We start from the raw sequence: 24,738 nt of genomic DNA, 5'->3' as shown, positions 1-24,738 counted from the left end.
AGCGCAATGACCCATCTGTGGCTCCGCGCCGAGCAGCGCGCCAACGAAGACCGCACCGGCCTCACCCCCGAGGGGGCTGCCGCCCTGATCGCCCGCGGTCTCACCGTCACCGTCGAAGACAGCCGCACCCGCATCCTGCCGATCGAGGCTTACCGCGCGGCTGGCTGTGCGATCGCGCCTGAAAACGCGTGGCCCGACGCGCCCCGCGATGCAATCATCTTCGGTCTCAAGGAACTGCCCGATGACGGCACGCCGCTGCCGCATCGCCACATCATGTTCGGCCATGCCTTCAAGGGCCAACATGCGGGCCGCCGCCTGCTCGAACGGTTCAAGGCCGGGGGCGGCACGCTGTATGATCTGGAATATCTCGTGGATCCCGAGGGCCGCCGCGTCGCGGCCTTCGGCTATTGGGCAGGCTATGCCGGGGCGGCGATCAGCCTGATGGCCTGGGCCGCGCAACGACAGGGCGGCCTCTGCCCGCCCGTCTCGGCCTTTGCCGACAAGGACGCGCTGCTGGCAGATCTGGGCGCGCGGCTCGACGCCACCGGAACCAAGCGCCCAAGTGCCATCGTCATCGGCGCCCTTGGCCGGGTCGGCACCGGCGCGGCCGATCTGTGCACCGCGATGGGCATCACCCCGACACGGTGGGACATGGCCGAAACCGCCCATGGCGGCCCCTTCCCCGAAATCCTCGCCCATGACATCTTTCTTAACTGCATCTTCGCGCGCCCCGGCACACCTGTCTTCGTGCCGCGCGAGGCCCTGACCCAAGACCGCCACCTGACCGTGATCGGCGATGTCGCCTGCGACCCCGACAGCGATTACAACCCGGTTCCGGTCTATGCGTCGGCAACCACATGGGACGCGCCGGTTACGCGCGTGCATGACACCCCGCCGCTCGATGTCATGGCGATCGACAATCTGCCCTCGCTCCTGCCGCTCGAATCCTCGCTGGATTACGCGGCCCAGCTTCTGCCCTCGCTTCTGACGCTCGATGCGCTCGACGCTGGCGTCTGGGGCCGGGCCAAAGCCACATTCGACCAACACATGAAGGAGGTCCGAGCATGACAATTCACTGGTGCGGAACCGGCCTGTCGGCCATCCCCGGCCTGCGCCGCCTGATCGAGGCGGGCCATGAGATCACCGTCTGGAACCGCACGACCGACAAGGCCCGTGCCGCCGTCGGCGACCTGACCGACGACATTCACGCCTTCGACATCGACCGGCTCGCCGGGATGCTGCGCAAGGGCGATCTGGTGGTCTCGATGCTACCGGGCGACTGGCATGTGCCCCTCGCCAAACTCTGCATCTCGCATCAGGCGCATTTCGTCAGCTCGTCCTATATCGCCCCCGAAATGCGGGCGCTCGACGACGACGCCCGCGCCGCCGGTGTGGCCTGCGTCAACGAGATCGGCCTCGATCCCGGCATCGACCACCTGATGGCGCATCACCTCGTGGCCGATTACACCGCCTCTCCGGCTTTCGACGCGGGCAATGATCTCAGCTTCATCTCCTATTGCGGCGGCATCCCCAAACACCCCAACCCCTTCCGCTACAAGTTCAGCTGGTCACCGCTTGGCGTGCTCAAGGCGCTGCGCTCGCCGTCCCGGTCGATCCGCAACTACGCCGAGCTGAACGTCGCGCGCCCCTGGGACGCGATCAGCAGCTATACCGCCCCCTTGCCGCAGCCCGAAACATTCGAGGTCTATCCCAACCGCGATTCCCTGCCCTTCATCGCCGATTACCGCTTCGATCCCGACTGGCGGATCAAGGATTTCGTGCGGGGCACCTTGCGCCTCAATGGCTGGTCCGACGCATGGGCCGATGTCTTCGCCGAGATCGAAACTCTCGAAGGGGCCTCCGGCGACGCCCGCCTCAAGGAGATGTCGGATCAGTTCTGGGCCGAAAACGCCTATGACGAAGACGAACCTGACCGCGTGGTTCTGTGCGTCTCGCTCAAGGCCGAACGCGATGGCAAAACCGTCTGGCACAAGACCTATGTGATGGATGCCTGGGGCGATGCGCGCGGCACCGCCATGGCGCGTCTGGTGTCGATCCCGGTCTCGCTGGCGGTCGAGGCGGTTCTCAACCGTGAAATCCCCGCAGGCGTCAGCCCCGCACCGCATGACCCCAAACTGGTTTCGCGCTTTTTGGGCGAAGTCGGCAAGCTGGCACAGCACTTGCAAGTTGTGGATCATATGGCCTGATACTGTCCCTCCCTCCCCTGGCCAGGCCCCGGAGCACGGGCTACGAACAGGGGATCAGGCCATGTGTCAAGTGTGTCCCCACGCAGGCCCGGCACGATCGGATGATCCAACGCCGGGCCTGTTTTCCTGTCTCCTCACCCGGCCCAATCCCGGCCTGACGCCTGCGCCTGTTCCCGGGCACCGGCATGCGCCGACGGCCGGAACGGCACCTCGACCACCTCGGCGGCCACCGGCTGGCCCGACATCTCGGCCAGCGTTTCGGGCAATTGCACCCGAAGTTCGGTGCCGATGCCGGTCATCTCGGGCGGCACATGCGCGAGCCCGATATTGCAGCCCAGCTCGGGCGACCACCACGGCGAGGTGACATAGCCCACACGCGCGCCCTCGGGCGTAGTCACCAGCCAGAAATCCGGCGCATAATCCGTGATCGGCGCACCGCCCATACGCAAACCGGCCAGCTTCAGCTTGAACGGATACCGCCCTGCATCGATCTCGGCCCGCTGCGCCTCGAGCGCGGCGCGCCCGATGTAATCAGCGTCCTTGCGGCGCGGCACCTGATAGTCCAGATTGACCTGAAAGGGCGATGTCTCGGCGTCCATGTCCTGCCCCCATGACAGGATGCCCGCCGCAATCCGGCGGTGATGCGCCGGTGCGATGACCCGCAACCCGAAACGCGCCCCACGTCCCAGCACCGCATACCACAGCGCCTCTGCATGCAGCGTGGCATCGCGCAGGTAAATCTCATAGCCCTTCTCGCCGGAAAATCCGGTTTGGCTGATGACCACTGGACAGCCCGATATCTCGGCCTCCATCAACTCGTAATACTCCAGCTTGCGGACGTCCTCGCCGAACAGATCCTCCATCAGCTCTTCGGACAACGGCCCCTGTATCTGCACCGTGGCCACGTCCAGCTCGGCAATCTCCACGTCATGGCCAAGCCCGACATTCACGCCTTCCAGCCACAATTGCAGATCGCTATCCGAGATCGAGAACCAGAACTCGTCCCGATCCAGCCGCAACAGCACCGGATCATTGAGGATACCGCCCTTCTCGTTGCACAGGATCGTGTATTTGCCCCGCATCGGTGCGATCTTTGTGGCGTCGCGGGTGATGACCCGGTTCACGAAGGCTTCGGCATCCGGCCCCCGCACCCGGATCTGGCGCTCGACCGCGACGTTCCACATGGTCACGCGATTGACCAGCGCGTCATACTCGGCCATCGCGCCACCATGCTCGGGCTTCACATAGCCGCGCGGGTGATACATCCGGTTATAGACCGTCGCGCGCCAACAGCCCGCCTCGATAGAAAGGTGCCAGAACGGAGATTTGCGGACCCTCGTGGAAATCAGCATTTCCACCGGGGTCGATCCCGATTGCCTCAGATTGCACGGCACCATCCTGTCGGATTGGTCCACACTCGGAACATTTGGGGGAAACCTGTCGTTTGCCGTCATCACGGACCTCCCTTGGTCGGGGTGGAGTCGTGCTCAGTGTGCCAGACCGGCAGGCTGAGTCGAAATGACATACGACAAGACCCTCGATCACGGTCTGGTGAGTGGCGCGCGCTTGGGCCGCAACGCGCGCCCCGTTAAGGCGTGATCGTGTGGTGCCCCGCACCGAAACGATACCGACGCGATACCGACGTAATACCAACGCGATACCGAACGGGATTTTTCAATGAATTCTGTGGATTAACCTGAGTCTCGGCTCTCAGCCGCCGCGCAGCAGATCATCCTCGTCATCGACCAGCGAAATCCCCAGCTCGTCCATCCCGTTCTCCAGATGATCCGACAGATGCGGCGTGCCCAGCAGGTAATTCGCCGTCGGTGTCGTCGCCTCGGCCATCGCCGTGCGCTTGGCCTCTTCCAGCTCATCCGCGCCAAAGCTCTCTCGCCCGATCCACATCAGGGCGACAAGGCTGGCCTGTTCCTCTTCGGTCAGCCGGTCGATGAAGGCCCGCAACTCAGGTTCCGCACGACCCAATTCCCGTGCCATTAGAACGACTTGCGCGACCTTGTATGTGCTTATGTCCAACATTTTGCCTCTCCTGTTCGCCAGTGATGCAACAGGATGGCCCAGCGGTTCTCCGGCGTCTTTGATCCTACGCAAACAGCCGATAATAGAGCCAGTTCGGCAAGAACCGCGACAGCCGGAAAACAAGGCTGAACAGCCCCGGAAAGCTCCGGTCAAAAGCCGCCTTGTCGCACATCAGCTCGAACATCTCCTGCGCCGCCTGCTCGGGCGTCATCAGGAACGGCATGTTGAACGCGTTCTTGTCCGTCAACCGCGTCTTGATGAACCCGGGATTGGCCAATTGCACCCTCACCCCCGTCCGCCACAGATCGGCCCTCAGCGATTCGGTCAGCGACATCACCGCCGCCTTCGACGCCCCATACCCCACCGCACCGGGCAGCCCCCGGAAGCCCGCAAGCGACCCTGTCATCACGATATGTCCCGCATCGCGCGCCACCATCTGCGGCACCACATGGCCCAGAACCCTGACAGCTCCGGTGAAGTTTACATCGGCCATCGCAATCGCCTGCTCGGCGTTCCAATCGGTCGCGGCCATGGGCCAGTAGACCCCCGCAAGAAAGACCATGCCGTCGATTTCACCAATTTCTTCAGCGGCTTGCGCGACACTTGCCTCGTCGCCCACATCGACGGCCACCGCCCTTGCGCGCCCGGGAAGCCCGGCCACCACCTCGTCAAGACGGTTCTTGTTGCGCCCCGAGACAATGACCTCGGCACCCGCCGTATTCAACTTTTCGGCCAATGCCAGACCCAGACCTTCACTGGCGCCGACCATCCAGTATCGCTTGCCAACCCAATCCATCACGCCGGGGTCACCTGGCGCATGGTGGCCACCAGTTCGGCCACCTTGATGCCGAACTTGCGAAACTGACTGCGGTTCACCACGACACCGTTGGGCGCCAGATACATCCAGTCGGTCACACCCAGAACATGGCCTCCGGCCTCTTTCGGCATCCGGATACGGTAATCCAGCCGCACCGCCGGCCCGGCCTGCTGCCCGCTGCCCACACCGACAAGATCATCGGCCTCGGCGCGGATCGTTCCGTCATTGCTCAGGGTCAGCCGCCATTCGCGATCTTGGCTATTGCCGCTGTCATAGAGGAAACGCTCTTTCATCACCCCGTGATTGCCATCCCAATGCGCTTCGAAATCCGCCGTAAACCGCGATGCCACACGGCCCAGAGGGCCATAGATCACACCTTCGCATTTGATCGGACCATTCAGATACTGGCGCAGATCGAAATGCGGCTGCTGCCCGGCATAGTCTTCGGGCCGCTGCGCAGTGAAACCGGTGAACCGCTCCTTAAGAACGGCCAACACCAGAATCAGGGCCGCGCCCAGGGCGACATACATGAACGCACTCATTGGCTCAGGCTCCTTTTTCCAAGATTTTCATATCAAGAGTCGTCTCATCGATGGTCGTGCTCACCAGCAGGCCAATCGCCACCAGCTTGAGAACACATGGCAACGCGCCATACAGCAGGCTCAGCAGCATCAGGGCATCCTCGGTATTGTCCTGCCCAGCCTGAAACCCACCGGTCTGCAAAAGCGGCAACAAGGCCACAGCCGCCAGCGCCAGCGTGAATTTCGACACGAACGACCACAGACCAAACGCCTCGGTGGCACCGGGCGACACCTTTTCCATACGCGCGGCAAACAGGGCCGGAAGCAAGGTCATGTCCGCGCCAAGCGCCGCACCCGACGCCACGCAGATCACCGCGAAAGCCCAAAGATCACCGCTTCCAAGCGTGACCGCCGCCGCGAAGGCGACAATCGACAAACCCATACCCACAAGCAGCACGCGCTTGGGGCCGATCCCCTCGGCCAGCCGCCCCCAGACGGGCGCGGCAAGCGCCGCCGACAGGAAGAACATCAAAAGAAACGGCCCTTCCCATCCCGGCGCATCCAGCCGGCTTTCCACGAAGAACAAAAACAGCGTCGAGCTCACCGCGACAGGCGCCGCATTGACCAGTGCCACAGCCAGCAACTTGCGGGCGATCGGATCACGCAGCACGCCGCCGAACCCGGTGCTGTCCACCTGTGCGGCCTGCCATTGCCCCATCATCGCCAGCACGGCCGCTACGGCCAGTCCGACAAAGGCCAGCGCAAAACCCGCATATCCACCTAGCGCAATCGGCGCGACTGCAGCGGCACAAATACCAAGCAAAGCGCCGGTCTCGCGCCAGCGCGCCAGCCGCAAATGGCCCTGCTCAGGCAGGTATCCCGCCGCGGAAACGCCTTGGGCGTAAAAACAGATCGTCAGATAGCTGAACGCCGAGAACACCACCGTCAGCATCACCGCGAACCATGCCAAGGGCATGAACAGCGGCTCCATCGCGAACAGACCCAGCATGGCGCCCGCCATCAACACTACCGCAATGGCCACCGACAGCCCGCGTTGCGCCCGGACGCGGTCTGCAAGCCGCCCAAGCAACGGATCCTGCACCACATCGAGCAGCCGCAGCACGAACAACACGGTGCCAAGTGCCGCCAGCGACACACCGTATTCATCCACGTAGAACTTGGGCGCATGGATATAGAGCGGCAGTCCGGCAGACGCCAGAAGCGCCGCGAACAGGGCATATGATGGCAGGCGTGGGGCCATCAGCGGCTCACCTCCTGCGCAGGGGGCTCTGGACGGCTGCGGAACCTGGCGCCCTTCCACCACAGCTTGAGCGCCTGCCAATGGATCAATGTCAGCACCCGCCGTGAACCGAAGGGCCGACGCAGACAGGCGCGCAACAGCCCCGCATTGGTCAGCGGCTTTCGCGGCCCCACAAGCGTGGCGATCACGCCTCCGTTGCCACCGGTGAAATCGATCCAGATGCCAATCCTGTCAGGCCGCAGATCGAAGCGGAATTCATAGCTGCCCTCGACGCGCTGAAATGGCGAGACATAGAAAATCTTGGCTGCGGACATCGTGTCCTGAGCGGTGATCGGCTCAAGATCATCGCGGTGGCACAAATAGGAATGACGATCGCCATAGGTGTTGTTGACCTCGGCGATGATGACCCGCACGGCCTCCTGCGCATCCCGGCAAATCCAGAACGAGACCGGATTGAACACATGCCCCAGAATCCGCGGCTGCGCCAAAAGCTCGATCCGATGCGGCGCGGGCAGGTCATGCGAGGCCAGAACCTCGCGCACCCACGCAGCACCGCGCCCATCGCCCGGTGCGCCGCCGTGATCGCTGTCCCGCACCGAGGCGAGCGCCGCGCGATTGCGCCCGAACAGCCGCGGCCCGGCCGCCGGCGCTTCGGCATCCAGCAGCACATAGTCGATACCATAGCGAAAGGCGTTTTCCACAGCGCCTTTGCGCCCATGCCACGTGTGGCCCGCGATATGATATATGACGGTCATTCCGCGGCGACAGCCGGGACGGCGCCGCGCGACGCGATCGACTCGGCCACGTCGATCGCGCTCGACAAGCCATCCTCGTGAAAGCCATTGCGCATCCACGCCCCACAGAACCACGTGCCGTTCTGGCCGTTCATGGCGCGCATGTCTTCCTGCGCCTTGAGTGCGGCCAGATCATAGACCGGGTGATGCAGCGTCACCTGATCATAGATCAGCTCTTCTCGGATCGGACGGGTGGAGTTCAGCGTCACGAAATGCGGATCGTCCTGCGGGATCGGCTGCAGCCGGTTCATCCAATAGGTCATGTCGATCTGACCGTCGCGCTTGGCCGGTGTCTCGGAATAGTTCCACGACGACCAGACCGACCGCTTGCGCGGCATTACCGCGGGGTCGGCGTGCAGAACGATCTCGTTGGGCTGGTATCCGATGGCGCCAAGCGCCTTGGTCTCGGCCTCGGTCGCATCGCTCAAAAGGCGCAGCGACACGTCCGAATGGGTCGCCATGATGACCTCGTCAAAGACTTCCCATTCGCCGCCATGCGCCTTCACCTCGACCCCCGCGGGCAAACGCCGCACGGCATCGACAGGACAGCCGAGCCTGATATCGACACCCTTCTGCTCAAGCGCAGCCCCCATCCGCGTCACATATGAGATCGAGCCGCCCTGCACCGTGTACCATTGATGCTGGCCCGAATAATTCATCAGCGCGTGATTTTCGAAGAACCGGATCAGCGCATGGGCCGGAAAGTCCAATATGCGTTCTTTCGGCGTCGACCAGATCGCCCCCGAGAGCGGCATCAGGTAATAGTCGCGGAACCAGGCACCCGTCCCCAATTCGTCAAGAAAATCGCCGATTGTCAGGTCGAGGTGCGATTTCGCTTTCGACGATGCTTGCGCGTTGAACCGCATGATGTCCCGCAGCATCCCCAGGAATTTTGGATTCATCAGGTTGCGGCGCTGCGCGAATACCGCATCGAAACTGGCCAGCCCATATTCCAGACCACCACCGCGCACCGACGCCCCGAAGCTCATGTTGCTTTTGACGACAGGCACATCCAATTCGGCGAAGATGCGTGCCAGGTTCGGGTAATTGGCATAGTTGAAGACAATGAACCCGGTATCCACCGGCTGATCCCCGTTCTTGCCCGCCATGATCGTCCGCGCATGTCCGCCCAACCGAGGCTCTACCTCTAAAAGGGTGACATCATGCGACCCGCCCAATTCATACGCCGCGCCCATCCCGGAGATCCCGGCGCCGATCACGGCGATCTTCCTGCGCGTGCCTGCGCCTGCTTCGAATGGCATGAGAATAGTCAGTCCTTTGTCGTTGTTGATTGGCATTACGCTATGGATGCCTGCTTGGATGACTAACTGTTTGCATTATTTTTTTCCAAACTTGTGATCCACCCCGTCAAACATACCGTATCCACTGTATGCTGAATGACACAGAGATCGCAGCTCCGCTTGTCCACTCGCCCCCTTTCCGGGGCCGTGTTAAACGGTGTTCGACGCAACCTCGAAGTCTGGAATCAGCTAACGTGACAAACCTACGGGAAAGGGAAAATGACGACTGGGTCGCCTGTATCGCGCGCATTCGTGACGCTCAGGATCAGGCTGCTTTCGCTGAGCTGTTCAATCATTTCGCCCCGCGCGTGAAGGCGTTTCTCATGCGCTCCGGCGCTGACGCCACTCTTGCCGAGGAATGCACCCAAGAGGTGATGGCGACGCTCTGGCAGAAGGCTCATCTTTTCGACCCGTCCCGGGCCAGCGCGGCCACATGGATCTTCACGATCGCACGAAACCGCAAGATCGATGCGATCCGCAAATACAAGCGGCCTGAGCCTGAGGATCTTCCCTGGGGCCCCGAGGCCGAACCGGATCAGGCCGATGCGCTGGTCCTGCAACAGGAAAGTGAACAGTTGGGACAGGCCCTCGCGACCCTTCCCGCCAAACAGAGAACGCTGATCGAAAAAGCCTATTTCGGGGATCTCAGCCATAGCGAGATCGCGGAACAGACGGGCCTGCCATTGGGCACGATCAAATCAAGGATAAGACTGGCGCTTGACCGACTGCGCCACGCAATGAAGTGAATGTGACATGACCGACAAGATCAAACACCACCTGACCGACGCCCTGTTGATGGCGTATTCCGCCGGGACCCTTCCCGAGGCGTTCAGCCTGACGGTCGCAGCGCATATCTCCATGTGCGACGAATGCCGCGCCCGCCTTGGTGCTTTCGATACGGTCGGCGGCGCGCTGATCGAAAGCTGCGAAACGGCCGAGCTTTCCTCCGGCAGCCTCGAGGCCACTTTGAACCGGATCAAATCGGGTGACATGGGCAAGACCCCCGCAAAACCCATGCGCCGCGGCGGTATCCTGCCCGCTCCCGTGCAGGATTATGTCGGCGGTGATCTGGACGCCGTGAAATGGAAGCCCGTTGGCATGGGTGTAAAGCAGGCGATCCTGACCACGTCGCGCGATGCGACGGTTCGGCTCCTCTATATCCCCGCAGGCGCGGCCGTCCCGGATCACGGGCATGCCGGTACCGAACTTACCCTTGTGCTCAAGGGCGCGTTCCGTGACGAGATGGACCATTTCGGACCCGGCGACATCGAGATCGCCAATGAAGATTTGGATCACACACCCGTCGCGGATATCGGCGAGGATTGCATCTGTCTCGCCGCCACGGACGCACCGCTGAAGTTCCGCGGCCTGATCCCCCGGATTGCGCAGCCCTTCCTGAGGATCTGACTCGTCTCAGCCGCGCCCGTGACTGCGATCATAGCCATTCACGGGCGGTGACGCCCACCCGTTCAGGGCGCCGGGCTCAGGCTCGAACATTTCGACAAGCAGCGGGTGACAGCGCGCCGTGTCGCTGGAATGTTCGGTCGAACAATCCCCACCCGGACATGCGCTGAGCGCGCCAAGCAAGTCGATTTCAGCGAAAAATTCTAGGTGATCGCCGGGCCGCACCGGGCTTGCCTTCATGAAATATTGCCCCGTGTCGCGGGTGAACCCCGTACACATGAACACGTTGAGCACGTCATGGACATGCGCTTCGGCCTCGTGCAGCGACAGCCCCATCTCGTCCGCCAGCGCGCGCGTAAGGTTGGAGTGACAGCAATGATGATACTGCGTCCCACTCAGAAGATTGCCGGTATAGGGATCGCAGCGCGTGCCGATCACATCATGCACCGATCCGCCATAGGCGTCGATCCCGTACCAATCCAGAGTATCCTTTACGATCGTCGCCATCGGTCGCAGATACGGAAAGCTGGACCACATCCGCTCTGCCACTGTCAGATGCGTTCCATGCAGCGCGCGGGATTTGCCCGAATAAAACCGTTCCGACAGATCCTCGGCGTTCCACAAGTTCAGATCGCCCACCTGCGGCCCCTCGACCGATGATATCCGGAAGAATTGTCCGGCCTTCACCCTGAAACAGGCCGCATCGCGCGGCGGCACCAGCACCTCGCCCAGCTTGACAGCCCCTTTTCGGGCCTGCGCATAAAGCTCCAGATCAGGCGCCGGGAGCGTCTCGTTGGGATAGCAGATCACCGGCTTTACAGCGCGGCGGGTGGCGGCATCGGAAGGCTCGGTCATGTCATGCCTCTTGGTCAGCGTATCTGGTCAGCCAGACAATCCAGAGGCGGTTTTCCCGTCGTTGTAAAGGTCTCGGCGCCACAGGCCATGCAGCGAAATTTCTTCATCCCGTCCCGATCCCCGCGCCTGTCCTCGCGCCAGCGGCATCTCCGCGTGCGCCGGTTCGAGAAGATCACGATCAGCACAAAGGCCAGGATAAGACCGAGAACAATGACCAAACGGCACCCGCTCAGTAATAGGCGTACATCTGCTCCAGAGCACCCAAATTGGGCGCAACGACGATATTCGCCGGTGCTTCGGGAGTGTAATAGACCTCGAACCAATCAGCCATGCTCCGGATCGCGGACCGGATCTCGGGGGATTTTGTCTGCTGCGGTTGTGCCGGGAGGGCCATGATCTTTCTCCGTTCCAGAATTTTCGTCATGAACCTAATCCTCCGGGCTCTGATCTTGAATGGCCAGAGTTGCAGAGACGTTATGCAGACACCGCATGTCCCGAACGAAAAGACCCCGGCGATGCGCCGGGGTCCCTGTCCGTCAGTCCTGCCCGATCAAACCGCGCGTTCGACCATCATCTTCTTGATCTCGGCAATCGCCTTGGCCGGGTTCAGACCCTTGGGGCAGGTCTTGGTGCAGTTCATGATCGTGTGGCAGCGATACAGCTTGAACGGATCTTCCAGATCGTCAAGCCGCTCGCCCGTGGCCTCGTCACGGCTATCGATGATCCAGCGATAGGCATGCAACAAGGCCGCCGGTCCAAGATACTTGTCGCCGTTCCACCAATAGCTCGGGCACGAGGTCGAACAGCTTGCGCACATCACGCATTCATACAACCCGTCAAGCTTCTCGCGATCTTCGATCGATTGCTTCCACTCTTTCGCAGGGCGGTTCGTCTTGGTTTCCAGCCACGGCATGATGCTGGCATGCTGCGCATAGAAATGCGTGAGATCCGGGATCAGATCCTTGACCACAGGCATGTGCGGCAGAGGATAGATCTTCACGTCGCCCTTGATCTCATCCATGCCATAGATGCAGGCCAGCGTGTTGATCCCGTCGATATTCATCGCGCAGGACCCACAAATCCCTTCCCGGCACGAGCGACGGAACGTCAGCGTCGGGTCGATCTTGGTCTTGATGTAGATCAGTGCATCCAGAACCATCGGCCCGCAATCGTCGGTATCCACGAAATACGTGTCCACACGCGGATTCGCACCGTCATCGGGGTTCCAGCGATAGATCTGGAATTTGCGCACAGCCTTGCCGGCCCCCTCGGGCTTGGGCCATGTCTTGCCCGTCGTCATGCGGGAGTTCTTGGGCAATCTGAATTGTACCATGTTCTACTCCTTTCAGCCGCCCAGCAGGGTCAGGCTATTTTCGGCGATGCATTGCACGGCCTCCGGGCGCTGTGCGATGCCGACGATCTCTTGCGCGACCTCCGGGGTCACTCCGGTGACACTGGCCCCGGCGATACTGACGATCTCGCGCGCCGAAGCGGCGTCTATGATGCAATCGGTGACAGGTGCTGCATTCACACCGGGAAACCTGTCCGCAACCACGGTATTGACCACGCCCTTGGCCCGCTCTCGCGCGAAATCGTCCGCCAGCTGATTGGTGGCCTGACAGCCACTCAGCGTGACGAAAGCAAGACAGGCCGCACCCAATCGCATCAGAATGTCCGCTCTTTCGGGGCGATCTTCTTGAGGCTGATGCCCCCCTGCTCTTCGGTCGTGAGCGGCGCCTCGATGATCGGGCGATAGCTCAGCGCCGTCTTGGCGCCGTCGACCCGTGCGATCGTGTGGACGCGCCACTTGGTGTCATTACGCTCGGGGAAGTCCTCATGGGCATGCGCCCCACGGCTTTCCTTGCGCGCCTCGGCTCCTGCGATGGTGGCCAGCGCATTCGGCATCAGGTTGGTCAGCTCGAGCGTTTCCATCAGGTCCGAGTTCCACACAAGGCTACGGTCCGTCACCTTCAGATCGCTCATCTTGGCGGCGATGGCCGTCATCTTTTCCACACCTTCCGCCAGCGTCTTGGATGTGCGGAACACCGCGGCATCGTCCTGCATGGTGCGCTGCATCTCAAGCCGCAAGTCTGCCGTCGGAACGGCGCCGTCCGCATGACGCAGCCCGTCGAACCGATCCAGCGCCTTGTCCACCTGCGCCGCGTTGGTCGACGGCACCGCGGTCTCCCGGTCCACCACATCGCCCGCGCGGATCGCCGCCGCGCGACCGAACACCACCAGATCGATGAGCGAGTTCGATCCAAGCCGGTTCGCGCCATGCACGCTGGCACAGCCCGCCTCGCCCACGGCCATCAGGCCCGGAACGACGGCGTTGGGGTCTTTCTCGGTCGGGTTCAGCACCTCGCCCCAGTAATTCGTCGGAATGCCGCCCATGTTGTAATGCACCGTCGGTAGAACCGGGATCGGCTCTTTGGTGACGTCCACACCGGCAAAGATGCGCGCGCTTTCCGAGATACCCGGCAGGCGCAGTTGCAGTGCCTCTTTCGGCAGATGGCTGAGGTTCAGGTGGATATGGTCGCCATGCGGCCCCACTCCGCGACCTTCGCGGATTTCCATGGTCATCGAGCGGCTCACGTAGTCACGCGGCGCCAGATCCTTGTAGTTGGGCGCATAGCGTTCCATGAAACGCTCGCCCTCCGAGTTGGTCAGATACCCGCCCTCGCCGCGTGCGCCCTCGGTAATCAGACAGCCTGAGCCATAGATGCCCGTCGGGTGGAACTGCACGAACTCCATGTCCTGCAAGGGCAGACCCGCGCGCGCCACCATGCCGCCACCGTCACCGGTGCAGGTATGCGCGCTCGTCGCGCTGAAATAGGCCCGTCCGTAGCCGCCAGTGGCCAGAACCACCATCTTGGCATTGAAGACATGCATGGTGCCGTCATCCAGCTTCCAACAGACCACACCGGTGCAGACACCATCATCGCTCATGATGAGGTCGATGGCGAAATACTCGATGTAGAATTCCGCCTTCTGCTTCAGGCTCCGGCCATAAAGCGTGTGCAGGATGGCATGCCCGGTGCGGTCGGCAGCCGCGCAGGTGCGCTGCACCGGGGGGCCTTCGCCGAATTCGGTCGTATGCCCGCCAAAGGGCCGCTGATAGATCTTGCCCTCTTCGGTGCGCGAGAACGGCACACCATAATGCTCGAGCTCATAAACCGCCTTGGGGGCTTCGCGCGCCAGATATTCCATCGCGTCCGTGTCGCCCAGCCAGTCGCTGCCCTTCACGGTGTCGTACATATGCCACTGCCAGTGATCCGGCCCCATATTCGACAGCGACGCGGCGATCCCGCCCTGTGCCGCCACCGTGTGCGAGCGTGTCGGGAACACCTTGGTGACACACGCGGTGCGCAGGCCCTGTTCGGCCATGCCGAGCGTGGCGCGCAGACCCGCGCCACCGGCCCCGACAACAACCACGTCATAATCGTGTGTTTCGTATTCGTAAGCGGCCATTATCTGCAACTCCGGGTCTTAAAGGGCGATCTTGAGCACGGCAAAAACGCCGGTGGCGATCAAACCGTAACTTAGAACGGTAACGGCAATGATCAGCACCTTGCGCGTCATTCCGCGGGCATAATCCTCGATCATGGTCTGCGCACCTTTGCGGAAGTGCTGCAATCCCACGAAAATGACCAGCAAGGTCAGGATCGCCATGGCCGGATGCGAGAATGTCGCCATCACCTCGTCGTGGGTGCCGCCAAGCGCGCGGCCGAAAAAGAACAGGAACAGCGGCACGATCAGCGCAAGGCCAACGGCGCTCACGGTCATGTACCAGTGATGCTCGGTGCCGGAATGGGCCGCGCCCAGTCCTTCGGCTCGCTTGCGTGCAGTCAGATAACGCATGGCTGGCCCTTCCTCAGATAATAAGCAGCGTGATGACGGTCAGGATGACCGAACCGCCTATGCAGGCCCAACCGAGCTTCTCGGAGGTTTCGATCTCAAGACCTTTGCCCGCGTCGTAGTAAAGGTGACGCAGCCCGGCCAGGTAGTGATACCAGATAGCCCATAGCGACAGCGTCAGCACCAGATCGCCGAACCATGAGGTCACAACCGCATCGGCAATCGCGAAATAGTCCGGTCCTGTCGCCGCCGCCAGCAACCACCACACGATCAGCAGCACGCCGACGATCAGGGCATTGCCCGTGATCCGCGTCAGGATCGAGGAGATCGAGGTCATCTGCGGGCGATAGACTTGAAGATGCGGCGAAAGGGGGCGCTCGCCCCTGTTCACGTCGGCCATGGTCAGTCCCTTCGTTGTCGTCTTCGGCGCGTCCGTACCTTCCGGCAGTCCGCATCCGTTTCGGTGAATCTTTTAGCGCCCCAGACGGTTTTGCACAGCCCCAATTCCCGGATTCTCCCCTCAATTCATGACAGAATCTTGTATTTGTGATCACGTAAATTACCGCGTGATCACAAAATTGCGGGTTCTAAACACCTTTTGCGCTTGAAACATCTCGAAGGATGACGCGCTGAGTCTCTTCCGTCAGCCGCATCGCAGAGCACAAGCACCATCTTTCGTGATCACAAATTCGGCGTCATGTCTTGAACACCCGGTAGATCGCCGGAATCACCAGCACCGTCAGCAAGGTGGACGAGATCAGCCCAAAAAACAACGACAGCGCCAGCCCTTGGAATATCGGATCGGCAAGGATCACCGCCGCCCCGATCATCGCGGCCAGCGCCGTCAGCAGGATTGGCCTGAACCGGATCGCGCCGGCGTCGATCAGGATCTCCAGATCGCTCTTGCCCGCAGGATCGGTATGCCGGATGAAATCCACCAGCAGGATCGAATTGCGCACGATGATCCCCGCCAGCGCGATGAACCCGATCATCGACGGCGCCGAAAACGGCGCCTCCCACAACCAATGGCCCAGCATGATCCCGATAAAGGTCAACGGCACGGGCGTCAGGATCACCAGCGGCACCCGAAACGATCCGAACTGCGCCACCACAAGGATATATATCCCCAGCAACGCCACCCCGAACGCAGCACCCATATCGCGGAACGTCACCCAGGTGACCTCCCATTCCCCATCCCACAGCAGCGTGACTTGGCTTTCATCGCTCGGCTGGCCATTCAGCGCGATCTGCGGCTTGTACCCTTCGGGCCAGTCCATCGCGTCGATCTTCTCGGCCACCGCCAGCATCCCGTAAAGCGGCGCCTCGAAATCCCCGGCCAGCTCCGCCGTGACCATTTCCAGATCGCGCCCGTTGCGCCGGAAGATCGGAAACGATGCCAACTCTTCGCGCAGCTGCACGACATCGCCCAACTCCACCACACCCCGCGCACCCGGCAGCACATTGGCCGGGATCGGCGTCGACAGGAACCGCTGATCCAACACGCGGTCGGCCTTGGCCTGCGCCACGGTGATCGGGATCGGATCGCGCCCCTCGCCGCGATGCGAATAGCCGACGACCGTCTGCCCGTTCAGGATGCTCAGCGTGTCGAACACATCGGGTTCCTGCACGCCGAAAAACTCAAGGTCATCCGCCGAAATCGTCGCCCGCAACCGGCGCGCCTGTTCCCCGAAACTGTCATCCACATCAACGATGAACGGCACCTCCTCAAAGGCCTGGCGCAACTTGCGCGCCACCTCGCGCCGGGTCTCTGCATCCGGGCCATAGACCTCGGCCAAGAGCGTGGCCAGAACCGGCGGGCCGGGCGGCGGCTCCACCGTCTTGAGCACGGCACCCTCGGGCAGATCGAGTGCCCCAAGCCTGTCGCGCAGGTCCAGCGCGATCTCATGGCTGGTTCGATCGCGCACGTCCTTGGACGCCAGCTTGATCTGCACATCACCCTGTTCGGGCATCTCGCGCAGGTAATAATGCCGGACAAGCCCGTTGAAATTGAATGGCGACGCGGTGCCGGCATGGGTCTGCGCCTCGATCACCTCGGGCAGCTCCATCGCCACCCGCGCCACCTCCTGCACCACGGCATCCGTCGCCTCGACAGATGATCCCTCGGGCAGGTCCACCACTACCGACAATTCCGATTTGTTGTCGAACGGCAGCAGCTTCACGGTCACATCCTGTGTGTAAAGCAGGCCGAGCGACCCGAAAGACACCACCACCGTCGTCAACAGGAACAGCCAGCTGCGCGCCTTGGTCGCAAGGATCGGCTCCGCCACACGACGGTAAAGACGCCCCAAGGCGCCCTCGCCCTCCTGATGATGCGCACCGCCATCCTTGCCCGCGACCTTCACCATGAGCCACGGCGTCACCATCACGGCCACGAAGAACGAAAAGATCATCGCCGCCGACGCATTGGCCGGGATCGGGCTCATATAAGGCCCCATCAATCCCGATACGAACAGCATCGGCAAGAGCGCCGCCACCACCGTCAGCGTCGCCACCACCGTGGGATTACCCACCTCGGCCACCGCCTCGATCGCGGCGCTTACCTTGGACTTGGCCCGGTCCAACTGCCAGTGCCGCGCGATATTCTCGATCACGACAATCGCATCATCCACAAGGATACCGATGGAAAAGATCAGCGCGAAAAGCGACACGCGGTTGAGCGTATAGCCCATGATCCACGCCGCGAACAATGTCAGCAGGATGGTCATCGGGATCACAACCGCCACCACGACCCCCTCGCGCCAGCCGATCGACAGCCAGACCAGCGCGATGATCGACACGGTCGCCAGACCCAGATGGAACAGCAGCTCGTTGGCCTTCTCATTGGCGGTTTCGCCGTAATCGCGGGTCACCGACAGCGCGACCGTTTCGGGGATCAACTCACCCTCAAGCGCGTGAACGCGGTGCAGGATCTCTTCGGCCACCACCACCGCATTCGCCCCGGCCCGCTTGGCCAGCGCCAGCGTGACCGCCGGCGCGCGGTGCAGATCACCGCCATCGGTGCGGCTCACCTGCGCCACGGTATGCTCGGACATATCCGGCACAAAGGCGATATCGGCCACGTCCCCGACATAGACAGGCCGCCCGTCGCGGGTGGTCAGCAACAGTTTTGCGATCACCGCAGGGTCACTCAGAGTCTCGCCCGCAATCAGGTCGATCTGCTGGCCGCCATCGCGCACCAGCCCGGTGCTGAAGGCCCGGTTCGCCGCCCCGACCTTGCCCGCCAGCTGTTGCAACGTGACCCCGTAAAGCGCCAGCTTCTCGGGGTCAGGCGCCACCCGGATCGCCTCCTGCGCCTCACCGGTCAGATAGGTCAGGCCGACATTCTCGATCTTGGTCAACTCGCCGCGCAGCGCCCGTGCGATCCGGCTCAGATCATACGAACTCACCTCCTGCCCCGGCTTGCCCGACAGGGTCAGAGTGACAATCGCCACATCGTTGATCCCGCGCCCCACGATCAGCGGCTCGGGGATGCCGACGGGGATACGGTCCATGTTGGCGCGCACCTTTTCGTGCACCCTCAGAATCGCCGCATCCGCCGAGGTGCCGACCTCGAACCGCGCCGTCACCATCGCGCCATCGTCGCGCGTCTGCGAATAGACATGCTCCACATCGTCGATCGCCTTGACGATGTTTTCCATCGGCTCGGTCACAAGCTGCACGGCGTCTTCGGCCTTCAGCCCTGAGGCGCGGATATGGATATCCACCAGCGGCACAGAAATCTGCGGCTCTTCCTCGCGCGGCAGACTGACCAGCGCGATCAGCCCCATCGCCAGCGCCGCAAGGATAATCAGCGGCGTCAACGGCGAGGTGATGAACCCGCGCGTCAGCCACCCGGCCAGACCAAGGGGCCGGTCAAAACCTTCCTGATCACTCATGATCGGTCACCACGACATCCCCCGGCACAAGCCCGGTCAGGATCTCTACCATCGCCGCAGTCTCTTGCTCATGACGCGGACCGATCACGACACTGCGCAGCACCGGACCAGCCTCCGTCGCAATCCGCACGAAATCCAGCCCCGACCGGGTGATGACAGCAGCTTCCGGCACAAGCAGTGCTTCGCGCTGCGCCAGGGGCAGGCGCACCAGCACCCGCGCATCGACATAGCGTTCGCTCAGTCCCGGCACCTCGACATCCGCGATCACCCGGCCATTCTCGATCTGCGGATAGATCTTGGCCAGCCGCCCGGTGCGCGGTCCGTCCGGACCTTCGGTGAAAATCTCGTCGCCCTCGACCAGATTGCCGGCATGGCGCTCCGGCACCGCCAGACGCAGGAACACCCCGCCCCCGCCGATCGTCGCCACGGTTTCGCCCGGCGTGACAACCGCGCCGACGGTCACCGGCACATCCAGAACCACACCGCCGACCGGCGCAAAGACCGAGCCTTCCGCCACCTGCTGCTCGACCACGCGGCGCTCGGCCCCGGCGGCGGCGATCTCGTTGCTGATGACGCTGACCTGAGTGCGCAGACTGTCCAGCCGCTGCACGGTGGTCACGCCGCGCTCCAGCAATTCCTCGCCGCGCGTCAGTTCGGTCTGCGCATTCTCCAGCCGCGATTGCGCCGCCTGCATCTGCGCATCTATGGCGCGCAGACGGAACTCCAGCTTTTCATCGACGATCCGGCCAAGCCGGTCTCCGCCAGTGATCCGGTCGCCCTCGGCCACGTCCAATTCCGTCAGAGTCCCGCCAAGCCTCGCGCGTGCAGGCACCCGGTCACGGGTTTCGATCCGGCCATAGACGGCCTTCCAGTCGGTGACTTCTACTGGGGAAAGCGTGATCTCATCAGCTGCCGAAGGCATCGCCGCCGCAAGGCATGCGACGAGTATCGGCACGAAAGGCCAAGTCTTGAACATGGGATGGCTCCGGCAAAGGAATGCGTTGTGGCAACATAGGCAATCATATTCTAAAAACAATATATGAATGGCGCGCGCAATGACCTGCATCAACTGCGTCGGATCGGACAGCCCCGGCTTACATCGGGATCAGCGCCCAGTAATCCAGATCCAACAGCACATGCGGCAGGTACTTGCCATCCTCGCCTCTAAGCGTGAACGGCTCCCCGCCCTTGGTGGCCACCAGCCGCAACCGCAACGCCCCGACCCCCGGCGCCGGGGTTTCAGCACGCTCCAGCACTTCGGTCCAGGCCCTGATCGTATCGCCACTATAGCACGGGTTGGCATGGGCGCCCGCATTCAGACCGACGATCATCTGCGCATTCGCCAGACCATTGAAACTCAGCGCACGCGCCATCGAGATCACGTGCCCCCCATAGATCAGCCGCCGACCATCCTCGCGCAGCGTCGCATCGAAATGCACCTTGGCGGTGTTCTGCCACAGGCGGGTGGCCATCATGTGCTCGGCCTCCTCGACGGTGACACCGTCCACATGGTCGATCATCTCGCCGGGCTGATAGTCGCCCCAGCGATGCGCCTCTCCAGCCAGTGCGAAATCGTAGCCGCTGAAATCCAGCCCCTCGGGCACCACCAGATCGGTCGCCGCAAGCGCCGGTTTCAGATCGGGGATCACCGGCTCAGGCGCCGCCGCCGCGGCATCGCGCTTGCGCACCATGACCCAACGCACATATTCCATCACGGTCTCGCCATGCTGGTTCTCGCCGCGTGTGCGCACCCAGACGACACCGGATTTCCCGTTCGAATTCTGCTTGAGACCGATCACCTCGCTGGTCGAACACAGCGTATCCCCCGGCCAGACCGGCCTGAGCCAGCGCCCCTCGGCATAGCCCAGATTGGCCAGCGCATTCAGCGACACATCCGGCACCGTCTTGCCGAACACCACGTGAAACGCCGCCAGATCGTCGATCGGGCTGGCCTTCAGACCGCACGCCCGAGCAAATTCATCCGAGGAATACAGCGCGTGACGTGCCGGATAAAGCGCATGATAGAGCGCCCTTTCCCCACCCGACACGGTGCGCGGGACGGCGTGCGCGATCACGTCTCCGACGCTGTAATCTTCGAAAAACCGGCCCGGATTGGTCTTGGCCATGCTTACTGCTCTCCCAGTTTCAGGTCGGGGGAATAGCTGCCCTCGACCTCCTTCACCACGGCCTGACCGCAGCGCATAACGCCATTGGCATGATCGAACGCATAGGTCGGATCGCCATAAAGCGCCCAGCCTTGGTCCAAGGCAGCACTCACCTTGTGGCAAAACGCCGACGTGTCGTCAGCCGACAGAAAACGATAGAGTTTCATGTTCCCTCACCCCGGAAACGGCCAGACGCCCAACCAGCTGTGAATGCCCGTCATGACCCCAAACAGAACCAGCGTGATAACAACCAGCAGGATATCCTTGCTGGCCTTGCCAGGCTCGGGCCGGACCCATTCCTCTGTGCGGTTGATGACGATCACCTGCACCACTGCCCAGACCAGCATCCCGCCAAACAGGATGACCGAGGCCAGATCGCCGTTGACCAGCAAATGCGCCACCGCCCAGATCTTGACCGCAACCAGCTGCGGATGCCGCATCTTGCCTCTCAGCCGCCCGCGCGTGGCACTCATCCCATAGACGAAAACCGCGATCAGCATCAGAAGGTTGTTCAGATGCACGGTCCATGTCGGCGGATACCACAGGTTGATGAACTCCGCGCCGCGATAGCCGATGATCATCAGCACCAGACCCGCAAGAATGATCACCGCCGCAACGCCCTTGCCGGCATTTCCCATACCGGCGCGCATGTCCGGCGCCAGACGCTTGAAGAAATGGCCCGCCGTCCAAAGGACCAGACCCAGTATCAGATAAGCCATGCCGTGTTACTCCGCCGCCATTTCCATGATCGCTTGTGCTCGTGCCAGCATGCGTTGCGCCGCGACGACATGCAGATTTTCCACGATCTGCCCATCCACCACGGCCACACCCTGACCCGAAGCCTTGCTTTCTTCATAGGCCTTGATCTGGCGTTCGGCCATCTCGATTTCCGATTGCGTCGGCGCAAAGGCGGTATTGGCGATCTCGACCTGCGCGGGATGGATCAGCGTCTTGCCATCAAAGCCCAGATCGCGCCCTTGCTCGCATTCCGCCTTCAGCCCTTCGCCATCGCGGAACCGGTTATAGACCCCGTCGATCGCCACGACACCGCGCGCCGCCCGCGCCGCCATGATGATCCGCTGCAGCGCCGTCATCAGCGGCAGACGGTCCGCGCGATACCGACATCCCAGATCCTTGGTCAAATCGTTGGTGCCCGCCACCAGCCCCGTGACCTGACGGTGCATTGCGATTTCCGGCGCGTTGAACACGCTGATCGGCGTCTCCATCATCACCCAGATCGGCATCGCAGGTGACAGCATATCAGCCAGATTGTCCACATCCGAAGGCGTGTTGACCTTGGGCAACAGGATCGCATCCGCCCCGGCATCGGCCAGCACCCGCACATCCTCCAGCCCCCATTCTGTGGTCAGCGCATTGATCCTCACGATCTTGGTGCGCTTGCCATAGCCATCTTCCTTCAGGGCTTTCGCCAATGTCTGACGGGCCTCGGGCTTGGCCTCGGGGGCGACGGCATCTTCCAGATCGAAGATGATCGCGTCACAGGGCAGCTCTCGCGCCTTTTCCAGCGCCCGTTCCTTGGAACCGGGAATATAAAGAACCGAGCGGTAGGGGCGCGTCGCCGTATCCATCTGGGCTGCCTTCCGAGTCATTGCAGAAATAATCTTGCGCCGGAATGACATTTTTCGTCGTAAAAGTTCAAGACCTTTGTCGCCGCACTGCAGAAAAATCCGCCATCCTCAGGTCAGCGCATCCCAGATCAGCTTGCTGCCCGTCACCGCCAGCAGAACATATGTGATGCCGAAAAACAGCCCCTCGGGCACCACCCTGTGCGCCCTCACCCCCAACCACGCCCCAAACAGCGCGACCGGCGCAAGGATCAGGTCGAACACCAGCGTCTCGACGGTGAAAATACCCAGAAACGCATAGGGTACGAATTTCACGACATTGTAAGCCCAGAAAACCAGCACCGTGGTCGCCTGAAACTGCGTCTTGTCCAAGCGGCGCGACAACAGGTAAACCGCCGCGGGCGGCCCTCCGGCGTGGCTCACGAAACTGGTGAATCCGGCCACCACCCCGGCCACGATCCCCGCCCATCCCGGCATCGGCCTTTGTGACGGGCGCAAAAGCCCCGCGCGCAACGACATCTGCCAGCCGATGAAGGCAAGGCAGATCCCCCCGATCAGCAGCCGGAAAAGATCGGCATCCGCCACCGAATAAAGCGCCGCACCAATCGCCACACCCGGCACACCACCCCAAAGCAGCCGATTTGCATCGACCCAGCTCCAGCGCTTCCAATAGGGCCTGAGCGTCGACACATCGATCAGCATCAACAGCGGCAGCATGATGCCAAGCGCCTGTCCCGGAGGCACCACCAGCGCCAGAATCGACGCCCCCGCAAAGGCCGCCCCCGATCCGAACCCGCCTTTGGATATGCCCGCCAACAGGACCGCAGGCACCGCAACCGCGAAAACTTCCCAATCCGGCAAGGTCATGTCCGGCGCCCTGAATCCCCTGTTTCCACACCCTGTTAGCGCGCCTCACCCCTCGGGGCCAGTTTATCTGTCGAAAGACCGACACAGCAGCAGCCTTGCGCAGCCGACGATTTGGGACTACCCCAAGCGCGAAAATTCCAACCGACCGGAGATACTTCCAATGGCCAGACCCAAGATTGCCCTCATCGGCGCAGGACAGATCGGCGGCACCCTCGCTCACCTCGCCGCGCTGAAGGAACTGGGCGATGTCGTCCTGTTCGATATCGCCGAAGGCACCCCCGAAGGCAAGGCGCTCGACATCGCGGAATCCGGCCCCTCCGAAGGGTTCGACGCGCGCATGAAGGGCACCCAAAGCTATGCCGACATCGCAGGCGCCGATGTCTGCATCGTGACCGCAGGCGTGCCGCGCAAGCCCGGCATGAGCCGTGACGACCTTCTGGGCATCAACCTCAAGGTCATGAAATCCGTCGGCGAAGGCATCCGCGACAACGCCCCCGACGCCTTCGTGATCTGCATCACCAACCCGCTCGATGCGATGGTCTGGGCGCTGCGCGAATTCTCGGGCCTGCCCCACGAGAAAGTCTGCGGCATGGCCGGCGTGCTGGACAGCGCGCGGTTCCGCCACTTCCTCAGCCTCGAATTCGACGTCTCGATGAAGGATGTCACCGCCTTCGTTCTGGGCGGTCATGGCGACACGATGGTGCCGCTGACGCGCTATTCCACCGTCGCCGGCGTGCCTCTGCCCGACCTGATCGAAATGGGCTGGACCACGCAGGACAAGCTTGACGCGATCGTTCAGCGCACCCGCGACGGCGGCGCCGAGATCGTCGGCCTGCTCAAGACCGGCTCCGCCTTCTATGCGCCCGCCACCTCGGCGATCGAAATGGCCGAAGCCTATCTCAAGGACCAGAAACGCGTTCTGCCCTGTGCCGCCCATGTCGATGGCGCCTATGGCCTGAACGGCTTCTATGTGGGCGTGCCCACGGTGATCGGCGCCGGTGGTATCGAGCGCATCGTCGAAATCAAACTCAACAAGGAAGAGCAGGCGATGTTCGACAGCTCGGTCAAGGCCGTCAAGGGCCTCGTCGAAGCGTGCAAGGGCATCGACCCGTCGCTCGCCTGATCGACTGATCCGATCATCGCCCAAGTATCGGGGCCGGGTGCCATCA

At 62.4% G+C, this 24,738-nt stretch carries 26 protein-coding genes; 5 read left to right on the top strand and 21 right to left on the bottom strand.

Going from position 1 to position 24,738, the window contains the following annotated elements; genetic code table 11:
- Nucleotides 1-6: 6 nt before the first annotated feature.
- Together RAZWK3B_RS03520 and RAZWK3B_RS03515 are read left to right on the top strand one after the other, a co-directional pair.
- Nucleotides 7-1,068 carry a saccharopine dehydrogenase gene (locus tag RAZWK3B_RS03520; protein WP_007812257.1) on the top strand — a complete coding sequence of 354 codons (1,062 nt, stop codon included), beginning with the start codon at nucleotides 7-9 and terminating at the stop codon, nucleotides 1,066-1,068.
- Complete coding sequence (locus RAZWK3B_RS03515; protein ID WP_007812255.1) at nucleotides 1,065-2,207, top strand: saccharopine dehydrogenase family protein; 1,143 nt, start codon at nucleotides 1,065-1,067, stop codon at nucleotides 2,205-2,207. The genes RAZWK3B_RS03520 and RAZWK3B_RS03515 overlap by 4 nt, the downstream gene beginning before the upstream one ends.
- A 134-nt stretch (nucleotides 2,208-2,341) precedes the next feature.
- On the opposite strand, the gene RAZWK3B_RS03510 is transcribed toward RAZWK3B_RS03515, so the two are convergent.
- From RAZWK3B_RS03510 to RAZWK3B_RS03480, 7 genes are all read right to left on the bottom strand, one after another.
- The gene (locus RAZWK3B_RS03510) at nucleotides 2,342-3,661 is read right to left on the bottom strand and encodes a glycine cleavage T C-terminal barrel domain-containing protein (protein ID WP_037294843.1); all 1,320 of its coding nucleotides are present in this window, start codon (nucleotides 3,659-3,661) and stop codon (nucleotides 2,342-2,344) included.
- 256 nt (nucleotides 3,662-3,917) lie between these two features.
- Nucleotides 3,918-4,244 carry a DUF3775 domain-containing protein gene (locus tag RAZWK3B_RS03505; RefSeq protein ID WP_007812252.1) on the bottom strand — a complete coding sequence of 109 codons (327 nt, stop codon included), beginning with the start codon at nucleotides 4,242-4,244 and terminating at the stop codon, nucleotides 3,918-3,920.
- 64 nt (nucleotides 4,245-4,308) lie between these two features.
- Nucleotides 4,309-5,043 (bottom strand): SDR family NAD(P)-dependent oxidoreductase, encoded by a 735-nt coding sequence (locus tag RAZWK3B_RS03500; protein ID WP_037294840.1) that lies wholly within the window; start codon nucleotides 5,041-5,043, stop codon nucleotides 4,309-4,311.
- Nucleotides 5,040-5,603 carry a DUF3833 domain-containing protein gene (locus RAZWK3B_RS03495; RefSeq protein ID WP_007812248.1) on the bottom strand — a complete coding sequence of 188 codons (564 nt, stop codon included), beginning with the start codon at nucleotides 5,601-5,603 and terminating at the stop codon, nucleotides 5,040-5,042. The genes RAZWK3B_RS03500 and RAZWK3B_RS03495 overlap by 4 nt, the downstream gene beginning before the upstream one ends.
- 4 nt (nucleotides 5,604-5,607) lie before the next feature.
- Entirely contained in the window at nucleotides 5,608-6,843 is a 1,236-nt protein-coding gene (locus tag RAZWK3B_RS03490; RefSeq protein WP_007812245.1) for an MFS transporter, read from the bottom strand.
- Entirely contained in the window at nucleotides 6,843-7,598 is a 756-nt protein-coding gene (locus tag RAZWK3B_RS03485) for a DUF1365 domain-containing protein (protein ID WP_007812243.1), read from the bottom strand. The genes RAZWK3B_RS03490 and RAZWK3B_RS03485 overlap by 1 nt, the downstream gene beginning before the upstream one ends.
- Nucleotides 7,595-8,899 (bottom strand): NAD(P)/FAD-dependent oxidoreductase, encoded by a 1,305-nt coding sequence (locus RAZWK3B_RS03480; RefSeq protein WP_037295012.1) that lies wholly within the window; start codon nucleotides 8,897-8,899, stop codon nucleotides 7,595-7,597. The genes RAZWK3B_RS03485 and RAZWK3B_RS03480 overlap by 4 nt, the downstream gene beginning before the upstream one ends.
- A gap of 233 nt (nucleotides 8,900-9,132) precedes the next feature.
- Here RAZWK3B_RS03480 and RAZWK3B_RS03475 point away from each other — a divergent pair, with 233 nt between their 5' ends.
- On the top strand, nucleotides 9,133-9,684 hold the full coding sequence (locus RAZWK3B_RS03475; RefSeq protein ID WP_007812239.1) for a sigma-70 family RNA polymerase sigma factor: 552 nt from the start codon (nucleotides 9,133-9,135) through the stop codon (nucleotides 9,682-9,684).
- A 7-nt stretch (nucleotides 9,685-9,691) separates the two neighbouring features.
- On the top strand, nucleotides 9,692-10,345 hold the full coding sequence (locus tag RAZWK3B_RS03470; protein ID WP_007812237.1) for a ChrR family anti-sigma-E factor: 654 nt from the start codon (nucleotides 9,692-9,694) through the stop codon (nucleotides 10,343-10,345).
- 6 nt (nucleotides 10,346-10,351) lie between these two features.
- Here RAZWK3B_RS03470 and RAZWK3B_RS03465 read toward each other — a convergent pair whose 3' ends face one another.
- The 14 genes from RAZWK3B_RS03465 to RAZWK3B_RS03395 all read right to left on the bottom strand — a co-directional run bounded on the left by RAZWK3B_RS03465 (nucleotide 10,352) and on the right by RAZWK3B_RS03395 (nucleotide 23,569).
- Nucleotides 10,352-11,197, bottom strand: coding sequence for an urea carboxylase-associated family protein (locus tag RAZWK3B_RS03465; RefSeq protein ID WP_007812235.1), 846 nt, complete (start codon nucleotides 11,195-11,197; stop codon nucleotides 10,352-10,354).
- A 229-nt stretch (nucleotides 11,198-11,426) separates the two neighbouring features.
- Complete coding sequence (locus RAZWK3B_RS03455; RefSeq protein WP_007812232.1) at nucleotides 11,427-11,621, bottom strand: hypothetical protein; 195 nt, start codon at nucleotides 11,619-11,621, stop codon at nucleotides 11,427-11,429.
- 126 nt (nucleotides 11,622-11,747) lie between these two features.
- Nucleotides 11,748-12,530: a succinate dehydrogenase iron-sulfur subunit gene (locus RAZWK3B_RS03450; protein WP_037294837.1), complete on the bottom strand. Its 783-nt coding sequence runs from the start codon at nucleotides 12,528-12,530 to the stop codon at nucleotides 11,748-11,750.
- Between the two features lie 12 nt (nucleotides 12,531-12,542).
- Nucleotides 12,543-12,863: a hypothetical protein gene (locus RAZWK3B_RS03445; RefSeq protein ID WP_007812227.1), complete on the bottom strand. Its 321-nt coding sequence runs from the start codon at nucleotides 12,861-12,863 to the stop codon at nucleotides 12,543-12,545.
- On the bottom strand, nucleotides 12,863-14,668 hold the full coding sequence (gene sdhA / locus RAZWK3B_RS03440) for a succinate dehydrogenase flavoprotein subunit (RefSeq protein WP_007812224.1): 1,806 nt from the start codon (nucleotides 14,666-14,668) through the stop codon (nucleotides 12,863-12,865). The genes RAZWK3B_RS03445 and sdhA overlap by 1 nt, the downstream gene beginning before the upstream one ends.
- Before the next feature lie 18 nt (nucleotides 14,669-14,686).
- Nucleotides 14,687-15,058 (bottom strand): succinate dehydrogenase, hydrophobic membrane anchor protein, encoded by a 372-nt coding sequence (gene sdhD, locus RAZWK3B_RS03435; protein ID WP_007812222.1) that lies wholly within the window; start codon nucleotides 15,056-15,058, stop codon nucleotides 14,687-14,689.
- A 13-nt stretch (nucleotides 15,059-15,071) separates the two neighbouring features.
- Nucleotides 15,072-15,455, bottom strand: coding sequence for a succinate dehydrogenase, cytochrome b556 subunit (sdhC, locus tag RAZWK3B_RS03430; protein ID WP_007812221.1), 384 nt, complete (start codon nucleotides 15,453-15,455; stop codon nucleotides 15,072-15,074).
- A 295-nt stretch (nucleotides 15,456-15,750) separates the two neighbouring features.
- Entirely contained in the window at nucleotides 15,751-18,951 is a 3,201-nt protein-coding gene (locus RAZWK3B_RS03425; protein ID WP_007812219.1) for an efflux RND transporter permease subunit, read from the bottom strand.
- Nucleotides 18,944-19,873: an efflux RND transporter periplasmic adaptor subunit gene (locus RAZWK3B_RS03420; RefSeq protein WP_198133241.1), complete on the bottom strand. Its 930-nt coding sequence runs from the start codon at nucleotides 19,871-19,873 to the stop codon at nucleotides 18,944-18,946. Before RAZWK3B_RS03420 ends, RAZWK3B_RS03425 begins: the two co-directional genes overlap by 8 nt.
- 172 nt (nucleotides 19,874-20,045) lie before the next feature.
- Nucleotides 20,046-21,077, bottom strand: a complete 1,032-nt coding sequence (locus tag RAZWK3B_RS03415) for a MaoC family dehydratase (RefSeq protein ID WP_007812215.1) — start codon at nucleotides 21,075-21,077, stop codon at nucleotides 20,046-20,048.
- Nucleotides 21,078-21,079: 2 nt separating this feature from the next.
- A complete protein-coding gene (locus RAZWK3B_RS03410; RefSeq protein ID WP_007812213.1) occupies nucleotides 21,080-21,283 on the bottom strand; it encodes a DUF1737 domain-containing protein in 204 nt (67 codons plus the stop codon).
- A 6-nt stretch (nucleotides 21,284-21,289) separates the two neighbouring features.
- Nucleotides 21,290-21,835 carry an NnrU family protein gene (locus RAZWK3B_RS03405; protein ID WP_007812211.1) on the bottom strand — a complete coding sequence of 182 codons (546 nt, stop codon included), beginning with the start codon at nucleotides 21,833-21,835 and terminating at the stop codon, nucleotides 21,290-21,292.
- 6 nt (nucleotides 21,836-21,841) lie between these two features.
- Nucleotides 21,842-22,705 carry an HpcH/HpaI aldolase/citrate lyase family protein gene (locus tag RAZWK3B_RS03400; RefSeq protein ID WP_007812209.1) on the bottom strand — a complete coding sequence of 288 codons (864 nt, stop codon included), beginning with the start codon at nucleotides 22,703-22,705 and terminating at the stop codon, nucleotides 21,842-21,844.
- A gap of 108 nt (nucleotides 22,706-22,813) precedes the next feature.
- Nucleotides 22,814-23,569, bottom strand: a complete 756-nt coding sequence (locus RAZWK3B_RS03395) for a sulfite exporter TauE/SafE family protein (protein ID WP_007812208.1) — start codon at nucleotides 23,567-23,569, stop codon at nucleotides 22,814-22,816.
- A 160-nt stretch (nucleotides 23,570-23,729) separates the two neighbouring features.
- Here RAZWK3B_RS03395 and mdh point away from each other — a divergent pair, with 160 nt between their 5' ends.
- Nucleotides 23,730-24,692 (top strand): malate dehydrogenase, encoded by a 963-nt coding sequence (gene mdh / locus RAZWK3B_RS03390; RefSeq protein ID WP_007812205.1) that lies wholly within the window; start codon nucleotides 23,730-23,732, stop codon nucleotides 24,690-24,692.
- Nucleotides 24,693-24,738 lie beyond the last annotated feature (46 nt).

It is taken from the genome of Roseobacter sp. AzwK-3b, from assembly GCF_000170875.1.
Taxonomy (GTDB): domain Bacteria; phylum Pseudomonadota; class Alphaproteobacteria; order Rhodobacterales; family Rhodobacteraceae; genus Roseovarius; species Roseovarius litoreus.
This window is presented reverse-complemented; position numbering and strand designations above follow the sequence as displayed.

What these genes read in the sequence shown, in the direction of transcription:
- RAZWK3B_RS03520 (WP_007812257.1), top strand. Translation starts at nt 7, where the DNA reads ATGACCCATCTGTGGCTCCGCGCCGAGCAGCGCGCCAACGAAGACCGC.
- RAZWK3B_RS03515 (WP_007812255.1), top strand. Translation starts at nt 1,065, where the DNA reads ATGACAATTCACTGGTGCGGAACCGGCCTGTCGGCCATCCCCGGCCTG.
- RAZWK3B_RS03510 (WP_037294843.1), bottom strand. Translation starts at nt 3,661, where the DNA reads ATGACGGCAAACGACAGGTTTCCCCCAAATGTTCCGAGTGTGGACCAA.
- RAZWK3B_RS03505 (WP_007812252.1), bottom strand. Translation starts at nt 4,244, where the DNA reads ATGTTGGACATAAGCACATACAAGGTCGCGCAAGTCGTTCTAATGGCA.
- RAZWK3B_RS03495 (WP_007812248.1), bottom strand. Translation starts at nt 5,603, where the DNA reads ATGAGTGCGTTCATGTATGTCGCCCTGGGCGCGGCCCTGATTCTGGTG.
- RAZWK3B_RS03490 (WP_007812245.1), bottom strand. Translation starts at nt 6,843, where the DNA reads ATGGCCCCACGCCTGCCATCATATGCCCTGTTCGCGGCGCTTCTGGCG.
- RAZWK3B_RS03485 (WP_007812243.1), bottom strand. Translation starts at nt 7,598, where the DNA reads ATGACCGTCATATATCATATCGCGGGCCACACGTGGCATGGGCGCAAA.
- RAZWK3B_RS03480 (WP_037295012.1), bottom strand. Translation starts at nt 8,899, where the DNA reads ATGCCATTCGAAGCAGGCGCAGGCACGCGCAGGAAGATCGCCGTGATC.
- RAZWK3B_RS03470 (WP_007812237.1), top strand. Translation starts at nt 9,692, where the DNA reads ATGACCGACAAGATCAAACACCACCTGACCGACGCCCTGTTGATGGCG.
- RAZWK3B_RS03465 (WP_007812235.1), bottom strand. Translation starts at nt 11,197, where the DNA reads ATGACCGAGCCTTCCGATGCCGCCACCCGCCGCGCTGTAAAGCCGGTG.
- RAZWK3B_RS03455 (WP_007812232.1), bottom strand. Translation starts at nt 11,621, where the DNA reads ATGACGAAAATTCTGGAACGGAGAAAGATCATGGCCCTCCCGGCACAA.
- RAZWK3B_RS03450 (WP_037294837.1), bottom strand. Translation starts at nt 12,530, where the DNA reads ATGGTACAATTCAGATTGCCCAAGAACTCCCGCATGACGACGGGCAAG.
- RAZWK3B_RS03445 (WP_007812227.1), bottom strand. Translation starts at nt 12,863, where the DNA reads ATGCGATTGGGTGCGGCCTGTCTTGCTTTCGTCACGCTGAGTGGCTGT.
- sdhA (WP_007812224.1), bottom strand. Translation starts at nt 14,668, where the DNA reads ATGGCCGCTTACGAATACGAAACACACGATTATGACGTGGTTGTTGTC.
- sdhD (WP_007812222.1), bottom strand. Translation starts at nt 15,058, where the DNA reads ATGCGTTATCTGACTGCACGCAAGCGAGCCGAAGGACTGGGCGCGGCC.
- sdhC (WP_007812221.1), bottom strand. Translation starts at nt 15,455, where the DNA reads ATGGCCGACGTGAACAGGGGCGAGCGCCCCCTTTCGCCGCATCTTCAA.
- RAZWK3B_RS03425 (WP_007812219.1), bottom strand. Translation starts at nt 18,951, where the DNA reads ATGAGTGATCAGGAAGGTTTTGACCGGCCCCTTGGTCTGGCCGGGTGG.
- RAZWK3B_RS03420 (WP_198133241.1), bottom strand. Translation starts at nt 19,873, where the DNA reads ATGCCTTCGGCAGCTGATGAGATCACGCTTTCCCCAGTAGAAGTCACC.
- RAZWK3B_RS03415 (WP_007812215.1), bottom strand. Translation starts at nt 21,077, where the DNA reads ATGGCCAAGACCAATCCGGGCCGGTTTTTCGAAGATTACAGCGTCGGA.
- RAZWK3B_RS03410 (WP_007812213.1), bottom strand. Translation starts at nt 21,283, where the DNA reads ATGAAACTCTATCGTTTTCTGTCGGCTGACGACACGTCGGCGTTTTGC.
- RAZWK3B_RS03405 (WP_007812211.1), bottom strand. Translation starts at nt 21,835, where the DNA reads ATGGCTTATCTGATACTGGGTCTGGTCCTTTGGACGGCGGGCCATTTC.
- RAZWK3B_RS03400 (WP_007812209.1), bottom strand. Translation starts at nt 22,705, where the DNA reads ATGGATACGGCGACGCGCCCCTACCGCTCGGTTCTTTATATTCCCGGT.
- RAZWK3B_RS03395 (WP_007812208.1), bottom strand. Translation starts at nt 23,569, where the DNA reads ATGACCTTGCCGGATTGGGAAGTTTTCGCGGTTGCGGTGCCTGCGGTC.
- mdh (WP_007812205.1), top strand. Translation starts at nt 23,730, where the DNA reads ATGGCCAGACCCAAGATTGCCCTCATCGGCGCAGGACAGATCGGCGGC.